The organism is Streptomyces sp. JLYT201, from assembly GCF_059448825.1.
Genome location: NZ_CM182551.1, coordinates 9,821,072 through 9,836,579, shown reverse-complemented (window position 1 = coordinate 9,836,579; position 15,508 = coordinate 9,821,072). Strand labels below are relative to the sequence as shown.

The following is a 15,508-nucleotide window of genomic DNA, read 5'->3' as shown; positions in this document are numbered from 1 at the left end:
AGTCCGGACCATAGCGCGCGGCCATACGCGGTCAAGAAGCACGGGACGGAAGTGGCCATGAACGCGTTCCGGGGCGCGGCAGGCACATGTGGCTCGCCCGGCCCGCCCTTGCACGCGGCCGTTCCGCGAACGACCATGGCCGCCATGGTCCGACCGAGACAGCTCATCGACTGCGGAGACTTCGTCCTGCGGCGCTGGCGGGGGCAGCGCGACTTCGAGCGGGCGTTCACGTTGATCGAGGAGTCGGTGGAGCACCTGCGGCCCTGGGAACCGTGGGTCGAGGCACACAGCGCGGAGCACACCCGGACCTTCCTCGCGCGGGCCGCGTCGAAGTGGGCGAGCGGAGACGTGTACAACTACGCCGTCGCCCGGAGCGGCACGCCCATCGGCATGTGCCAGTCCTACCGGGGCCCCGAGCCCCGGGGCCGGCTCATGGGGTACTGGCTGCACCCGGCCGCCACGGGCCGGGGCATCGCCACGCGGGCGACGGCAGCCGTGGTCGCCGAGATGTTCGCCCTCCCGGACGTGGCGTACCTGGAGATCACGCACGACGCCGCCAACACCTCAAGTGCCGCCGTACCGCGCCGGCTGGGCTTCACCGAAATCCGCCGCGAGCAGGGGCCTTTGCCCACGGCCCCCTCCGGCAGCGGGATCAACGTCGTCTGGCGCCTGGAGCGGCCCGCACCGCCACCGCGACCCGATGATCATGATTGGTAGCCTCCCCTGATGACTGCAACGTTCAACGACTCCGTACGCGCTCGGCTCCGGGCCGCTCACATCTGGTACGTCGGCACGGTGTTCGCCGATGGAGCACCGCAGGTCAGCCCCATGTGGGTGGACCTGGAAGGAGAGGACGAACTGATGTTCAACACCTCGGTGGGCCGGGTGAAGGAGGAGAACCTGCGCCGCGACCCCCGCGTCTACCTCTCCCACGCGGACGCCGCCGATCCCTTCGACCGCGTACAGATCAGCGGCGTGGTGGACCGCTTCGTCGAGGGCGCGGAGGCCCACGCGATGATGGACCGGCTGGCGCGCAAGTACCTGGGCAGCGAACGCTTCGAGTGGCTCATGCCCGGCGAGGAGCGGGTCGGGGTGATCGTGCGCCCCACCAAGGTCCGGCACATCGTCGGCGTCGAGCGCTTCCGGCCCGGCGGTCCTGTCCCGGCTTCCTGACCTGCGGCGTGCGGGGTGGGGGCTCCACGGCTGCGGCCAGGCCGGGCGTCAGCCGGAGGCTTCGATGCCCCAGGCCGCCGCGCGCGCCGCGGCCGCCGCGCGGTTGGGCAGGTCCAGCTTGGCGAGGATGTGCTCGATGTGGGTGCCCACGGTGCGCGGCGTGACGTACAGCCGCTCGGCGATCTCGCGGTTGGTGCGGCCCGTGGTCAGCTCGGCGAGGACCTGGAGTTCGCGGGGCGAGAGTCCCCCCGGCCGTCCGGGGGCCGCGGGGGCCTTCGCGGGCGGCGGGTCCGCCCGCGGGGCGACGGCCGCGGCGAGGGACTCCGTGAGCAGGGTGACCACGGCGCGCGCCGGGTCGGGCGCGCGTCGCGGTCGGCGGGTGCTGATGTTCAGCATGCCGACGTACCGGCCGTCGGCGGCGAACAGGCACTGGGCCACGCCGTCCTCGATACCGAGGGGGGACAGCACGTCCTGGAAGCCGGGGGACGCCGCCAGGAGCTGCGCGGGAACGTCCCTGAGCCAGAGGCCGCCCCGCTCCGGGCTGCGGAGCACCGGGAACACCGGGTCGCGGTGGAGGCGGTTCTCGATGTAGGCCGTGGCGTCGTCCGGGTAGCTCCCGGCGAGGGTGGTGTGGCGCCGGTGGAGCGGATCCCACCGGGTCAGCGAGGCGTGGTCGTACTCCATCACCTCGGACAGCGCGGTCAGGACCGGGTCGAGACCGCTCGCGCCGGCCGCGGCGCTCCTGGCGGCCTCCCGGACGTGGACGGCCGCGTCCAGGATGTCCGCCGTGCTCCGCCGCGCTGCCATCCCCCAAGGATGATCATGTGTCTGGAATACGTCAAACGCGAAGCGTGTCGTGCACGACCTGCCCGTCCATGACGGTGAGGACGACCGGCATCGCGGGGATGTCGTGGGGGTCAGCGGTGAGCAGGTCCCCGTCGAGCACGCACAGGTCGGCGGCCTTGCCCGGCTCCAGGGAGCCCTTCCAGTCGTCGGCGAAGTCCTGCCAGGCCGCGTTGATCGTGTACGTACGGAGGGCCTCGGCCAGGCCGATGCGCTGCTCGGGACCGCTGACCCGGCCTGCGGCCTTCGACTCGCGCAGCACCATGGTGGCGACGCCCTGGCGCCAGTCCGGGTGCGTGACGGGGGCGTCGGACCCGCTCGCGACGCGCACGCCCGCGTCGATGGCATCGCGGTAGGGCCACGCGTACGCGGCGCGCTCGGCGCCGACGAAGTCCTCCTCCATGTCGGCGACGGTCCACTTGATGGTGGGGTTCATGTTGACCCCGAAGTCGTGCGCGGCAAGGACCTCCATGCTGTGCGCGGTCAGGAAGTCGCCGTGGATGATGTAGTGGCGGGCGTCGGACCGCGGGTGTCCGGCCATGGCCGCGGCGAAGGCGTCCGCGACGGTGTCGCAGGCCCGGTCGCCGGTGACGTGGATGCCCAGCTGGTGCCCGGCGACGTGGGCGTGGCGGATGATGGCGTCGATCTCGGCGGTCCGCTCGGTGTCGCTGGCGCCGCCGACGCACAGGGAGCCGCAGCCGCCGCCGACGTACGGCTCGTGCATCCAGGACGTCTTGTTGGGGACGACGCCGTCGGCGAAGACCTTGACGCCGTGGATCGCGAGGCGGCGCGGGTCCGCGTCCCCCTGCGCGCCGATGGCGGTGAGGGTGCGGGCGAACTCCTCGGCAGTGCTCGCCATTCCGGTGGGCAGGAGCAGGACGCCGACGCGGGCGGTCAGTTCGCCGTCGGCCAGGAGCTGCCGGTAGACCTCCAGGGTCTGGGAGCCGAGGGCGCCGCGCATGATGCCGTCGCCGCCGGGGCCGAGTCCGGGCTCGGTGTAGCTGGTGATGCCGAGCCGGGCGAGGGCGGCGAGGGCGGACCGGATCGCCTCGGTCCGCTCCTGGCGGCTGAGCGGCGGCAGCGCGTTCTGGATCAGGGCCTGGGCGCCCTCGTGGAGCAGTCCGGTGGGCTCCCCTGCGGCGTCGGTGACGATGGCTCCGCCGGGCGGGGCGACGGTGTCCCGGTCGATCCCGATGCGCTCCAGGGCCTTGGAGTTGACCCACGTGGCGTGGCCGGAGAAGGAGTACAGGACGACGGGGTGGTCGGGGCTCACGGCGTCCAGGTCGTGCCGCGAGGGCGTCCGCGACGGGTCGGCGACGCATTCGTCGAGGTAGCCCGGGTCCCAGCCGTGCCCGGTGATCCACTGCCCGGCGGGGGTGCGCCCGACGGCTTCGCGTACCGCGTCGGCGACGTCCGTGAGGCAGGACACGGCGGGGTGGCCGAGTTCGACGGAGAGCGGCGGCGTCGACATGCCGAAGGCGCATCCGTGCAGATGGGAATCGTTGATTCCGGGGAGCAGTGTCGCCCCGCGCAGGTCGACGACGCGGGTGTCGGGCCCGATGAGCGGGGCGACGTCGTCCCGCTCGCCGACGGCGCTGATGACCCCGCCGGTCACGGCCAGGGCCGAGGCGATGGAGAACTCCGCATCGACCGTGACCACTCGGCCGTCGAGAAACACCAGGTCGGCATACGTGTCCACAGAGGGTCCTTTCGGGTGCCGGGCGCGCTGCGAGCGCCCGGGAACGATCTCCCGAGGACTATGGCCGCGCCGCTCTCCCCCGCACATCGGTCATCCCACCGATACGCCCTCTCGGCGCGGCCGCCTGGTCGGGGCCGGTGTCAGTCGGCGGACCTGGAGTGGGCCGGGCGGCGCCGGAGGGCAGGGGTGGTGAGCGACGGCGGCGTCCACGCGCCGTCCGGGTGGTAGACGTCCGTGCCGGGCGGCACGATCTCGTCGATGCGGTCCAGGGCGGCGTCGTCCAGGACCACGGACGCTCCCTTGAGGGTGTCGCGCAGCTGTTGCGGCGTGCGCGGGCCGATGATGACCGACGTGACCGCCGGGTGCGCGAGCGGGAAGGCGATCGCCAGCTCGGGCAGCGTGCAGCCGACTTCGTCCGCGACGGCGACGAGCTGCTCGACGACGTCCAGTTTGGCGGCGGTGCGCGGCGCCGCCGGGTCGAAGCGGTCCGGGTTCAGGGTGGGGCGGCCGCTGCTCAGGTCGAGGGCCCGGCCCTTGCGGTAGCGCCCGGTCAGGAATCCCGAGGCCAGCGGGGACCAGGTCAGGACGCCCATGCCGAGGCGCTGCGCCACGGGCAGGACGTGCCGCTCCACGCCGCGGGCGAGGAGGGAGTAGGGCGGTTGCTCGGTGCGGAAACGCTGGAGCCCGCGGCGGTCGGCGACGTGGTGGGCCTCGACGATCTGGTCGGCGGGGAACGTGGAGCAGCCGAACGCTCTGATCTTTCCCTGGCGCACCAGGTCGGTGAGGGCGGAGAGCGTCTCTTCGATGTCGGTGGTGTGGTCGGGCCGGTGCACCTGGTAGAGGTCGATCCAGTCCGTGCCGAGGCGCCGCAGGCTGTCCTCGACCGCCTTGACGATCCAGCGCCGGGAGTTGCCGCCCCGGTTCGGGCCCTCACCCATCGGGAAGTGGACCTTGGTCGCGAGGACCACGTCGTCGCGCCGGTCCTTGAGGGCCTTGCCGACGATCGTCTCGGACTCGCCTGCGGAGTACATGTCGGCCGTGTCGACGAAGTTGATGCCCTCGTCGAGGGCGGTGTGGACGATCCGGACGCAGTCGTCGTGGTCGGCGTTGCCGACGAAGCCGAACATCATGGTGCCCAGGCAGTACGAACTGACTTCTATGCCGGTTCCGCCCAGAACGTGGTAGCGCATGCCGCTCTCCTCGGAGATCGCCTTCTCGGACCTCGGCGACCTTACGAGTTCAAGTGCGCTCCAGGGCAAGCACGGTCTTGGGCTCCCTCAGGGCGGCCCGGCCGTCAGCGACCGCCGGTCGGGGTGAGCCGGGGCTCCGGCTCACCCGTGCGCGGCGGCCGCACGGTTCGCGTTCTCTCCGAGCGGCCGATATCAGGCGGCGGCCTTCTCGTAGGCCTCGCGGATGTTCGCCGGGACGCGGCCGCGGTCGTTGACCTCGAAACCGTTCTCCTTCGCCCAGGCGCGCATCTTGGCGGTGTCCTGTCCGGCGGCGCTCTTGCCCTTGGCTGCGGGCTGCTTCACGCTGCGGCTACCACCGGTCTTGCGGCCGCCTTTCAGGTACGGCTCGAGGAGACCGCGCAGCTTGTCGGCGTTCTTGGTGCTGAGGTCGATCTCGTACACCTTGCCGTCCAGGCCGAACGTCACGGTCTCGTCGGCCGTCTTGCCGTCCAGGTCGTCAATCAGCTTGATTTCAACGCGCTGTGCCATGGTTGTGCCTTTCGTAAAGGGGTTCGCCGATGAGGGGCGGCCTACCGGCCACCGGGCTTGTCGTGGCCGCTATCCGCTGACGCTCACGCCGACCAGTCAGCGCGCTTGTCCGAGTTTCACACGCTGCCGTGGGGCGCCTTCGTCCGCATACAACTTCTCTACCCCCCAATCCATTTGGGGATCATCTCAGAGGAATGCGGAGTCCGCTAGCGGTAATCCTCATGATGTGGAACCGCGACGCCTCTCAATCTTCAGGACAAGCCGGTCCGACGGAATCGCTCAGGCGTCCAGCAGCCGTCATTCGCCGCCTTCCGGCGAGGAGGATACGCGGATCGACCAAGGTCGTCCGGGACCTGAACAGAACACGACTCTCCCATGTCAATGAAGTACGACCGGCGGCCGCGATGCGGCGATCTCCCATTCACCCGTTCTCAGCCCGCCGCTCTCATCGCCTTGAAGTCATCGCCCCGATCGCTTCCCTGGATCTCTCCACCTTGATCTCTTCTTCTCGATCACCGAACGTGCCTGTTTGATCGCGCCGCATCGGGGTCGTCGATGCGGTCGTCATCGGGCTTGGCTGCCTGAGATGCGCGGGAAGTGCGCCGAGTGCCTTGGGCAAGGCTCAGGCGTTAGTGGAATCGAACCACGTGGTGCGCACGCGCCCGTTGCTTCCGTTCGGTCTCGTGGTCACTCGCGAGTCGGCGTCGTCGCCCCACGCGTCCCCGACGCCAGGAAGAGGCTGCGGACGTACCCGTCCGCAGCCTCGGGAGAAATGCCCTGTCGCGCGGCCGCGTCAGCGGCGGCCCCCGGTCAGCCGTGCGCCGGTCGGAGCACGGCAGGGAGGGGGACGCGCAGTGCGCTGCGCCCCTCTCGCCAGGCGGCCAGGAGGTGGGCCGCCAAGCGGGCCTCGACGAAACCGGTGGCGTGGACGCCGAAGGCGATGTCGGCGTCGAGCTCCGGCTCGGCGGCGAGCAGGCCCCCGACGACGTCGCGCCGCACCACCTGCTCGTGCACGGCGTCGGCCTCCACGTGTTCGTCGTAGAACCGCTGGGCCGCCGGGCCCGCGCCGACGCGCCGCAGGGCGGCGGCCAGCCGCCGGGAGCCGGGCGAGGAGGTGACCTCCACCGCCGCGAAGTGCCCGACCAGTGCGCCGCGCAGGGCCCGGTGGAGCCCGAACAGGGACATGAGGTTGACGACGGCGAGGGCTTCGGCGGGCGCCGCGTCGAGGTAGTGCCCGTAGGAGGTGTCGAGGCCGAGGTCGGTCATGAGGTCGGCGAAGAGCCGCGCGTGGATGTCCTCGGGCCGTCCGGCACCGAACTCGTCGAACTCCACGGCCACCATCGCGGCCTTGGCGCGGCCGTGCAGCCGAGGGATGACCCAGGCGTGCGGGTCGGCTTCCTTGAGGTGGTAGAGGGACCGCAGGGCGGCGTACTCCCTCAGGTGCCACAGCTCGCCGTCGCGCTGGAGATGGTGGCTGACGCTCGTCCCGTCGTATCCGGCGGGCTCGGTCAGGAGTGCGTCGAGGGCCTCCGCCGCGTCACCGGGGCGGGCGGCGTCGGCCCGCAGGGCCCGGACGAAGCGCTGTTCCAGCGTGCGGCGCAGGGACAGCAGGTCCGGGTCCCACTCGCGCTCGTCGTCCACTCCGGCGAAGCCCTGGTAGTGGAGTTCGTACAGGACGTAGAGGGCGAGTTGCAGGTCGTCGCCGTAGGGGTCGGCGTGCCGCGCCGCTTCGTGGGGCACGGAGGCGCCGTCCTCGCGCAGGGCGGCGATGACGCCGTCGGACACCTCGCCCCGGGCCGCCGGGAGCTGCGGGCTGTGCCCGCGGGACTCCGGGGCCTCCGTGGCCCTTCGGGAGTGGGAGGGGGCCTCGGGCGCACGGTCGCGCGGCGGCTCGGCACGGGCGGTGGGCATGACGGCTGACCCTTCTTCGGCGTCCCCGGCCGCGGGGGCGGAGGCCCGCTCTGTGTCCGGTCGGGTCCGGCGGCGGTGGCTGGTGTCGCACCAGGGAGACGTACGGCTGCGGCGGCAGGTGCAGATCGCGGCCTGGAAGCGGTTCGAGACGCACACGGTGCCGTCGTCGCCGACCACTTCCACCGGCCCTTCCACCAGGAGGGGGCCCTCGCGGTCGACGGTGACGCGGCGGGGGTGTTCAGCGGAGTTCGGCACGGATGACCACCAGCTCTTCCCTGGTCTCGGAGTCGCCGAGCAGTCCCGCCCGGCACAGCCAGGCGCGGCGGGACCGCAGGACAGGGCCGAAGGGGACGTACGCCCGGTCGATGACCGCGGCCTCCATGCCGAGGCGGGCGAGCCGGCTGAGGGTCGCCGTGACGCCGCACAGCCCGGAGTGCACCATCAGCAGGGCGCCGCCGGGACGCAGTACGCGGGGCGCCGCGTCGCAGACACGGTTCACCAACGCCCTGCCTTCGGTTCCCGCCTCCCACGCGCGCGCCGCCCCCCGTCGGGGAAGACCGGAGGACGGACCGGGCACGTACGGCGGGTTGCTGACCAGGAGGTCACAGCAGGCGCCGGGGAACGCGTCGGCCAGGTCGCCGCGGTGCGCGGTGACGCGCAGCCCGTTGCGCAAGGCGTTCAGACGGGTGGCCAGCACGGCCCGCCGCGAGATGTCGACGGCCGTCACCCGCGCGCCCAGCGCGGCCGCCGCGACGGAGAGCGCTCCCGAGCCGCTGCCCAGGTCCAGGACCGCGGTGTCCTCGTCGATGGCCTCACGGTGCAGGGAACGGGTCAGGAGGTCGGTGTCGTACTGCGGTGCGTAGACGCCCGGGAGCGCCAAGAGGCGGGCCAGCCGGGCGGCCCCCGACGGCGTGCGCGTGCGGGGCAACGGCTGCGTGCACGGATGGGCAAGGGGCTGCGGGTGCGTCTCTGCGCTCATCGGCATCTCCCGTCGGTCGGTGTCCACGAGAGGGCGCCTTATCCCACCATCCGCCGGTTCTCCGCCGCTCACCACCAGAACGTTCACAGATGGTGACTAAGTGAGAACTATGCGGATTTGTTTGCCGTCTCGGTCGTGTCACTGAGTGCCCACTGGAATGCCTCTGAACCCCGAGCGGCCCCGAATCGCCCGACGGCCGGGAGCCCCGGCGCTCGCTCAGGAGAGGTCGAGCACCAGCCGGCCCCGCAGGCCGCCCCCTTCCAGCAGGCGGTGGGCCCGCGCCGCCTCCTCGGCGGGCAGGACCTCGGCGACGCGCATGCTGAGCACGCCCTTCTCGGCCTGGCGACGCAGCGTGTCCAGGAGGTCGGTGTCGAGCATGACGTCCGACACCATCACGGGGTGCACCCGGATGCCGCGCTCGGCGGGCCCGGCCCAGCCCCGCAGTTCGGCCAGGGCTCCGCCATCGGCCAGCGCGGGTAGGACCTCGGTGGTCTGCGCGGAGCCGTCGAGCAGCGCGGCGACGCCGTCGGGGCTCACCGCGCGGACCCGGGCGGCGACGTCCCGCCCCCGCGCCACGACTTGGTCCGCTCCGAAGCCGCGCACCAGGCCGGTGTCGCGCGGGGAGGCGTCGGCGATGACCGTCAGCCCGTCGGCTTTGGCCAGCTCGATCGCGTACGCGCCGACGGCGCCCGCCGCGCCGGTGACCGCGAGGGTCCCCCCGCTCGGCACGGCCAGCACGTCCAGGGCGAGGCGGGCGGTCGCCGCGTTCATCAACAGAGTGGACGCTTCGGCGAAGTCCGCTCCGCGGGGCGCGGACACCACCGCCGCGGCGGGCACGACGACCTGCTCGGCGTAGGCCCCGCCGCGGGGGCCGGTGAACGGCACCACGGCGATCACGCGTTGACCGACGGCGAGCCGGTCACCGGCTGCGGGCCCGAGCTGGTCGATCACGCCCGCGGCGTCCATGCCGGGCACGAACGGCGCTTCCACGCCCTCCATGCGGGCGGCGTGACCGCCGGTGCGCAGCAGCACGTCCGTCGGATTCACGGCGGCCGCGTGTACGCGGATGCGGACCTCGCCGGGGCCTGCCTGCGGTTCGGGAAGGTCCAGCACCCGCAGGACCTCGGGGCCGCCGAACGCGTTGACTCCTATGGCTCTCACAGCAACGGCAACCGGGCAGGGCCTTCCTTGATTCCGCGACGCGGTGTTCGTCAGGCGCGGCAGCGCAGCATCTCCAAGGGCGGGTTGGCGAGGCAGTCCGCCCAGAAGTCGGCCCCGAACGCGCGCACGCCCGCCTCCGAGACCGTCACCGGCACCCAGGTCGCCTCGCTGAATCCGGCCGCCCGCAGGCACTGTTCGTAGACCTCGCGGCGCGGACAGGCGCCGACGAACGAGATCGGCGGGTCGAGGAGCGCCGTGACCCGGACGCGCGGCCCGGTCTCGATCTCCTCGCCGGTCACCTCGCAGAGGAAGCCGTACTTGGCCAACGACGGTCCGTCGAAGCGGTAGTCGGGGTTCTGCGCGAACACGAAGAAGTCGCCGCCGGGCTTGAGGCTGCGGTGGACGTTGCGGCACATCCGTTCCATCGCGGCGATGTCCTCGGCGTAGTTGAGCAGCTGCACTCCGAGGGCTATGTCGAAGAGCCGCCCCAGAGGCCGCAGTTCGGCCACGTCACCCACTTCGTAGCGCACGCCCAGCGGTTTGCGCTCCTCGAACGCCTGGGCCGCGGCGACCATTTCGCTGGAGATGTCGACGCCGAACACCTCCGTGGCGCCGCGCCGCTTGAGCTCCCTGCTGTAGAAGCCGGTGCCGGAGGCCAGGTCGAGGACCGACTTGCCGCGCACGTCCCCGACCATGCCCAGGAAGCTGGGCGTCTCCCCGTACCGCGCCAGCGGCAAGGCCTTGAAGCCCTCGAACGCCTCACCGATCTCGTCGTACTGTTGCACGCTCATCGCACCGCACTCCCCTGCGTTCCGACATGCCTGTGGCCACAGCCCCATCCCAGGAGCACACCGTGGCGCATTCTGATGGGCAGTCTCTACGGATTCTGACGGGCCGTCGTACTGGCGGAAGCCACAAAGATCGGGGTGCCGCCCCGGGCTCCCGTACAACGGGAGCACGCTGGGACTGTGCGTCGTCGAGGCTGGGAGGCTCCATGAGCGACAGCGATCCGCACCTCCACGTCGAGGCGCGGGTGGGCCGGGGCGACGCCGCCGCCCGCACCATGATGGCAGCCACGTTCGGCCTGGCCGGTGATCTGCCGAGCGTCGTCACCACGGGCTGCGGGCTGCGGGTGCCGTACGCGATGACCTCGGCCCGCCCGGACCGTGTCACCTGCCTCGCCTGCCGTGCGCACGCGCGCCGCGAACACCTGCGCCTCGCGGCGGAGGTCGAACGCCTGAGCCGCATGCCCGGGTCCACGATCACCCCTGCCCAGGGGAGGCTGGCCGCGGACCGGCATCGCGACCTCGCACAGGGGTTTTCGGACACGGAGAGCTGAGTCGCGCCCCGCATCGCCCCCGCCGCTCGGCGCGGTCCACCGACCGGACGGCCCTCTGCGCTGGCCTGGCCGGGCCGGATGTGGGCACATGGCAGGGACGGCGCGATCGTGCGCCGTCGTCTACCCGTACGCGTTCCCGTACGAAAGGACTGGTCATGGGCAAGCGTGAGCACGGCCGGGACAAGGCCCGGCAGGACGAAGAGGCCAAGAAGGCCCTCGCGGAGAAGGAGCGGGCCGAGAAGGAGGCGGCCAGGGCGTCGGAGTCGGACGACGCCAAGGCGCCCGGGCAGGACCCCGGCGATTCCGGGACGCCCGGGTAGTCCGGGAGACCTCGATTCCCGGGGTGGCGCGGAGGGCGCGGCGGCCCGCCCCCTGCGGCGGGTGCGGGTCCGCCTCGCCGCGGAGGGCGGTCAGGGCGCGGCGACGGCCGCGTCCTCGCCGAGGGTGTAGGCGTCCTTGACCTTCACCTGGGTCACTCCGCGGCCCTCCTCGAAGACGGCGCGCCAGTCGCCGATCACGTGGAGTTCGTCGGTGCCCATCGCGCGGACCACCGTCAGGCCCTCGTCGTAGGCCTTGTGGGCCTTCATCCAGAGGTTGGCGAAGGCCTGGGAGCGGATGAGGTGCATCCAGTCGGAGCGGTACAGCTCGCGGTTGTAGTTCGACTCCCCCAGCGTCGAGACGAACTTGGAGTACATGGCCTTGACGTACTCCAGCGTCACCTCGTCGCCCTCAGCGATCGCCCGGTCCCGGGCGTCCTTCAGGGCGATGCGGAACTTCTCCAGGAGCCCCTCCGTGGCACCGGAGGTGAACGACTCGTGGATCTCGGGCGGGTCGCACAGGCCGTACGTCGGTCCGGACAGGCGCAGCAGCAGGCGCAGGGTCGGTTCGGTCACCCACAGGGGGCCCGGCTCGTCACGGCTGCCGAGCGGGTTGGGCAGTACGTGGTCGTGCTCCCAGGCGGGCGGGGTGATCAGGTGGACTCCGGCCCGGCGCCGGTCGTGGGCGGTGCCCGTGGAGTGTTCCAGCTGGCCGATCGGCAGATGGGTCTTGAGCGCGGACAGGTACGCGCCGTTGATGTCGAGGGCGGTCACCTCGTGCTGCCCGGCGGGGAGTTCGGGGCGGGTCCACTTGGGGCGCGCCTCCCAGATCCGGTCGGCGCCACGTGCGCTCTGCCTGCGCAGGATGTCGGGCATCCAGGGGTGGGCGACGATGTCGTAACGGCCGCCGGTACGGGTGTGGTCGAGGAGCGCCATCGCGTCCGGGATGGCGCGCTTGATCAGGGCCGCGGTGGCCGCCTCGACGTCGCCGTGGTGCTGCGCGAGGGTCTCGGCCACGGCCGCGGCGATCAGGTCCGGGGAGGTGGCCCCGGCGGTCCGGGCGCGGCGGCCGACGGGGACGACCTTCACGCCCCGGCCCGGGCTGCGGACGGTGCGGGTGGGCGTGGTGGGCGCGCTGTCCGGCTCGGGGGCCGGGGGGTCTGGGGGCGCGCGGTCCGGTTCGGCCGCTGAGGGCTCTGCCGGTGCGGTGTGCGCAGGCCGCGCCGAGGCCGTTGAGGGCCCCGAGGGCGCGGTGTGCGCAGGCCGCGCCGGGGCTGTGGCCGTGTCGGCCTCGCCCTGGGGAGCGGGGGCCGCGCACTCGGCGGCGTCCAGGTGCTGCGGGTAGCCCTCGACCTGGTCGCGGGCGGGCCGGCCGCACAGGACGCAGGGCCGGGGCTCGGGGAGTTCGTCCTGCGGGGCTGGGGTGGTGGGGCCCGCAGGCGTCGGGCAAGGGGTGGCCTCGGCGGCCGCGACGGGCGGCTCGGCCGCTGCAGCGGACGGCTCGGCCGCTGCGGCGATCGGCCCGCCCTGCTCGGTGGGCTGCTCAGCAGGCCCGGCGGCGCTCAGCCGGGCCTGGACCTTCTCCTCGGCCTGGCCCAGGAAGTACGCGTACCTGCCGCGGACCTCGCCGCTCGGGTCGCGGCCCGCCTCCCAGCCGCCGACCGTGGACGGGCTCACCGCGAGCGCGCGGGCCACCTGTGCCCGGGACAGGCCCAGCGCCTCGCGCAGCGCGCGGCGTCGCTCGGCGGGCGGCAGCGGGGCGGGCTCGGCCGCCGAGGCGAGCAGCGCGTCGATCGCGTCGAAGTCGCTCATGCCATCTCTCCGTGGGGGTGCGGGGAAGCCGTCTCGTCGCGGGGGTGCGGGGGCGACTTGAGGTAGGCGATCGGGCCGCCCGACCTCGCCTCCTGGACCCGGGCGCCCAGCAGCGTACGCGTGAGTGCGGCCAGGGCGGGGTCGGCGGTCAGGACGCGGAGGCCGCCGGGGTCGTCGAGGGCCGTGGTCCGCCCGGCGACGCTCGCCTCGAACGAGTGCCGGACCTCCCGCCCTCCGTGCCGGGTGCCGCCGCGGCCACGGATGGCCAGGACCCCGGTGACCCAGCCCGCGACCGCCACGGCCAGGACTCCGGCGGCGATGACCTTGTCCGGTTCGCACCGCCACCATTGACGGGAGGCCTCGAGGAACTGTTCGTCCGTCAGGTGCGGGGCGTCGCCGATGAACTCCCGGTCGTCGTCCGCGTGCGGCGGCGGCCCCGCGGGCCCCGTGCGCAGCACCGGCAGCTCCCCCCGCGTGACGCCGATCTGCGGGGCGCGGGCCAGGGCGTGCACCCGGGCGGCAGCGAGGTCGGGCAGGAATCCGCTGGCCAGGAGCTTACCGACGGTATTCGGCGACAGCTGGAGCACGGCGGCGGCCTCGGTCCTGCTGAGGAACGCGCCGGCCAGGGCCTGGGGTGTCGTCAGGGCGACGGACGGCAGCACGCCTTCGGCCTCCGGGTCGAGTGTGGTGAAGCAAGACACAGTGTATTGCTTCACCATGCTCACGCAGGGTCTCCCCCGGCCCGGGTCGCGAACGGCCGGAGGGACGCACGCCGCCTGTGGGGCCGACCGCTCGTGGGTCTGGCCGTCCGTGGGACCGGCCGCCCCGTGGGACCTGCCGCCCGTGGCAGGATCTCCGTCGTGACGACCGCGGCCGGTGACTTCGAGTTGACCATGGATGAGCTGCGCGTCGTGGCGCGCTTCGCGGCGGAGTGCGCGCAGGAGGTCCTCTCCGTCTACGAGGACGCCCATCCCGGCGACCCGCGGCCCCGCGCGGCTGTCGATGCCGCGTGGGAGTTCGCGAACGGCGCCCGAAGGACCAAGGTCCAGCGGTTAACTCTCTGGCGGCGCATCGTGCGGCGAAGGAGGCGGCCGACGAGGCCGCTTGTCTGGCCGCCCGCGCAGCAGGTGACGCGGCGGCAGCCGCGTACCTTCATCCGCTCGCGAAGGCCACCCAGGTGGGCCACATCCTGCGCGCCGCCGCGTGCGCGGCGCGCGTCGCCGAGTTGACCGCGCCCGACGATCCCGACCCGGGCCTCGACGTCCTGGAGCGGACACGGCGGCGCGCGACACCGGTACTGATCGATGTCCTCCACCGGTACCCCCTCGCCCCGACCGGCAGGAGCCGGGTCGCAGAGCTGATGAGCACGCTGGACGCGTCCCTGCGTACCGCTGCCCGCTCGGAGGCACCGGCGGGAAACCGCCCGCGCCCGCCGGGCTGAGCGCAGGGCCGGTGGCTCTCCGGCAGGGCAGGGCGTTCACCAGGAACTGCTGCGGGACGGATGCGAGGGGACATCGCGCAGCGGTGGCACGCCGCGTCCGCCGCTCCGTCCTGACAAACCGGGCCGTGCCAAAGCCCCCGCTTCCCTCTTCCGAGTGGCGCATGCGAGTCCCAGGCATATCCGCCGCTGCGCTGACGCACGACCAATGAGGGTGCTTGAAACGAGCGCGCTTGCTCACTTGTTGCGTCAGTGGCGCGGCTTGAGACTCCGCGGGGGGCCTGTGGAACTGTGGCTGCTGAACAATCTGCCCACCGCCGCGATCGCCGCTGTGATCGTCGGCGGTGTCGTCGTCCTGGCGCTGGCGGGTAGCGCGCTGACGCACCGGCTGCACCCGGAACTGGCGGGCGGGGAGCACAACGACATGGTCGGCGTCGTCCTCGGCATGTACGGCGCCATCTACGGCATCATCCTCGCGTTCGTCGTCGTGACGCTGTGGACCCAGGTGCAGGACGCCGACGCGGTGGTGCAGAACGAGGCGTCCTCCCTGGCCCAGCTCACCTGGGACAGCGAGGTGTTCCCACCCGCCCAACGCGACCGCGTCCACGCGGCCGTCGGCGCCTACGCCCACAAGGTGGTCGACGTGCAATGGCCCCTCATGCGCACCGGCGAGCCCCGGTACTCCGTCGCCCAGCAGCAGATGCGGGACCTGTTCACCTCGCTCCAGACGTACGAGCCGCGCACGGAGCGGGAGAAGGCCTTCTACCGCAAGGCGACCGACGACCTCAACGCGGTGGTCACCCAGCGCCGCGCCCGCATGACCATCGCCGCTCAGGAACTGCCCGCGCTGCTGAAGACCCTGGTGTACGGCGGCGCGTTGGCCTTCATCCCCCTGACCTTCCTCTACGGCATCAGCAGCCGCCGCGTCCAGCTCCTCTTCGTCGGCTCGGTCGCCGCCCTCATCGGATTCAGCCTGCTGCTCGTCGTGGCCCTCGACCACCCCTTCGCGGGCAACATCAGCGTCGGCACGGCGGCGTACAAGGTGGGCCCCCTGGCGCAGTTCTGGTGACCCCGCACGAGCAAGGGCGGCGCGTGCGACGCGGCGGCGGGGGTTGGTC

Annotated in this window: 17 protein-coding genes and 1 pseudogene; 7 read left to right on the top strand and 11 right to left on the bottom strand. The window is 72.6% G+C overall.

The window, feature by feature from the left end:
* The first annotated feature begins 144 nt into the window (after positions 1-144).
* Both AC5WAM_RS41395 and AC5WAM_RS41390 read left to right on the top strand, forming a co-directional pair.
* Complete coding sequence (locus tag AC5WAM_RS41395; protein ID WP_495520901.1) at positions 145-717, top strand: GNAT family N-acetyltransferase; 573 nt, start codon at positions 145-147, stop codon at positions 715-717.
* A gap of 9 nt (positions 718-726) precedes the next feature.
* Positions 727-1,173 (top strand): PPOX class F420-dependent oxidoreductase, encoded by a 447-nt coding sequence (locus AC5WAM_RS41390; protein ID WP_495520900.1) that lies wholly within the window; start codon positions 727-729, stop codon positions 1,171-1,173.
* Positions 1,174-1,221: 48 nt separating this feature from the next.
* Here AC5WAM_RS41390 and AC5WAM_RS41385 read toward each other — a convergent pair whose 3' ends face one another.
* From AC5WAM_RS41385 to AC5WAM_RS41345, 9 genes and pseudogenes are all read right to left on the bottom strand, one after another.
* Complete coding sequence (locus AC5WAM_RS41385; RefSeq protein ID WP_495520899.1) at positions 1,222-1,980, bottom strand: helix-turn-helix transcriptional regulator; 759 nt, start codon at positions 1,978-1,980, stop codon at positions 1,222-1,224.
* 31 nt (positions 1,981-2,011) lie between these two features.
* Positions 2,012-3,715 carry an amidohydrolase gene (locus tag AC5WAM_RS41380; protein ID WP_495520898.1) on the bottom strand — a complete coding sequence of 568 codons (1,704 nt, stop codon included), beginning with the start codon at positions 3,713-3,715 and terminating at the stop codon, positions 2,012-2,014.
* A gap of 140 nt (positions 3,716-3,855) precedes the next feature.
* On the bottom strand, positions 3,856-4,905 hold the full coding sequence (locus AC5WAM_RS41375) for an aldo/keto reductase (protein WP_366795235.1): 1,050 nt from the start codon (positions 4,903-4,905) through the stop codon (positions 3,856-3,858).
* 192 nt (positions 4,906-5,097) lie between these two features.
* Positions 5,098-5,433: a histone-like nucleoid-structuring protein Lsr2 gene (locus AC5WAM_RS41370; RefSeq protein ID WP_495520897.1), complete on the bottom strand. Its 336-nt coding sequence runs from the start codon at positions 5,431-5,433 to the stop codon at positions 5,098-5,100.
* An 810-nt stretch (positions 5,434-6,243) separates the two neighbouring features.
* On the bottom strand, positions 6,244-7,344 hold the full coding sequence (locus AC5WAM_RS41365) for an iron-containing redox enzyme family protein (RefSeq protein WP_495523763.1): 1,101 nt from the start codon (positions 7,342-7,344) through the stop codon (positions 6,244-6,246).
* A gap of 84 nt (positions 7,345-7,428) precedes the next feature.
* Positions 7,429-7,599, bottom strand: a pseudogene (locus tag AC5WAM_RS41360) (CDGSH iron-sulfur domain-containing protein); the annotation flags it as partial.
* A complete protein-coding gene (locus tag AC5WAM_RS41355) occupies positions 7,583-8,329 on the bottom strand; it encodes a methyltransferase (RefSeq protein WP_495523762.1) in 747 nt (248 codons plus the stop codon). The pseudogene AC5WAM_RS41360 and the gene AC5WAM_RS41355, both read right to left, overlap by 17 nt.
* Positions 8,330-8,539: 210 nt before the next feature.
* On the bottom strand, positions 8,540-9,484 hold the full coding sequence (locus AC5WAM_RS41350; protein ID WP_495520896.1) for an NADP-dependent oxidoreductase: 945 nt from the start codon (positions 9,482-9,484) through the stop codon (positions 8,540-8,542).
* A 50-nt stretch (positions 9,485-9,534) separates the two neighbouring features.
* Entirely contained in the window at positions 9,535-10,275 is a 741-nt protein-coding gene (locus tag AC5WAM_RS41345) for a class I SAM-dependent methyltransferase (protein WP_495520895.1), read from the bottom strand.
* 203 nt (positions 10,276-10,478) lie between these two features.
* On the opposite strand from AC5WAM_RS41345, the gene AC5WAM_RS41340 reads away from it, so the two are divergent.
* Positions 10,479-10,823, top strand: a complete 345-nt coding sequence (locus tag AC5WAM_RS41340; protein WP_495520894.1) for a hypothetical protein — start codon at positions 10,479-10,481, stop codon at positions 10,821-10,823.
* Between the two features lie 155 nt (positions 10,824-10,978).
* Complete coding sequence (locus tag AC5WAM_RS41335) at positions 10,979-11,143, top strand: hypothetical protein (protein WP_366795231.1); 165 nt, start codon at positions 10,979-10,981, stop codon at positions 11,141-11,143.
* 90 nt (positions 11,144-11,233) lie between these two features.
* Here AC5WAM_RS41335 and AC5WAM_RS41330 read toward each other — a convergent pair whose 3' ends face one another.
* Together AC5WAM_RS41330 and AC5WAM_RS41325 are read right to left on the bottom strand one after the other, a co-directional pair.
* Complete coding sequence (locus tag AC5WAM_RS41330; RefSeq protein ID WP_495520893.1) at positions 11,234-12,952, bottom strand: helix-turn-helix domain-containing protein; 1,719 nt, start codon at positions 12,950-12,952, stop codon at positions 11,234-11,236.
* Complete coding sequence (locus tag AC5WAM_RS41325; protein ID WP_495520892.1) at positions 12,949-13,671, bottom strand: helix-turn-helix domain-containing protein; 723 nt, start codon at positions 13,669-13,671, stop codon at positions 12,949-12,951. The genes AC5WAM_RS41330 and AC5WAM_RS41325 overlap by 4 nt, the downstream gene beginning before the upstream one ends.
* Before the next feature lie 174 nt (positions 13,672-13,845).
* Here AC5WAM_RS41325 and AC5WAM_RS41320 point away from each other — a divergent pair, with 174 nt between their 5' ends.
* The 3 genes from AC5WAM_RS41320 to AC5WAM_RS41310 all read left to right on the top strand — a co-directional run bounded on the left by AC5WAM_RS41320 (position 13,846) and on the right by AC5WAM_RS41310 (position 15,459).
* Positions 13,846-14,181, top strand: coding sequence for a putative immunity protein (locus AC5WAM_RS41320; RefSeq protein ID WP_495523761.1), 336 nt, complete (start codon positions 13,846-13,848; stop codon positions 14,179-14,181).
* Positions 14,130-14,393, top strand: coding sequence for a hypothetical protein (locus AC5WAM_RS41315; protein WP_495520891.1), 264 nt, complete (start codon positions 14,130-14,132; stop codon positions 14,391-14,393). Before AC5WAM_RS41320 ends, AC5WAM_RS41315 begins: the two co-directional genes overlap by 52 nt.
* Positions 14,394-14,673: 280 nt before the next feature.
* Positions 14,674-15,459: a bestrophin-like domain gene (locus AC5WAM_RS41310; RefSeq protein WP_495520890.1), complete on the top strand. Its 786-nt coding sequence runs from the start codon at positions 14,674-14,676 to the stop codon at positions 15,457-15,459.
* Positions 15,460-15,508: the final 49 nt, after the last annotated feature.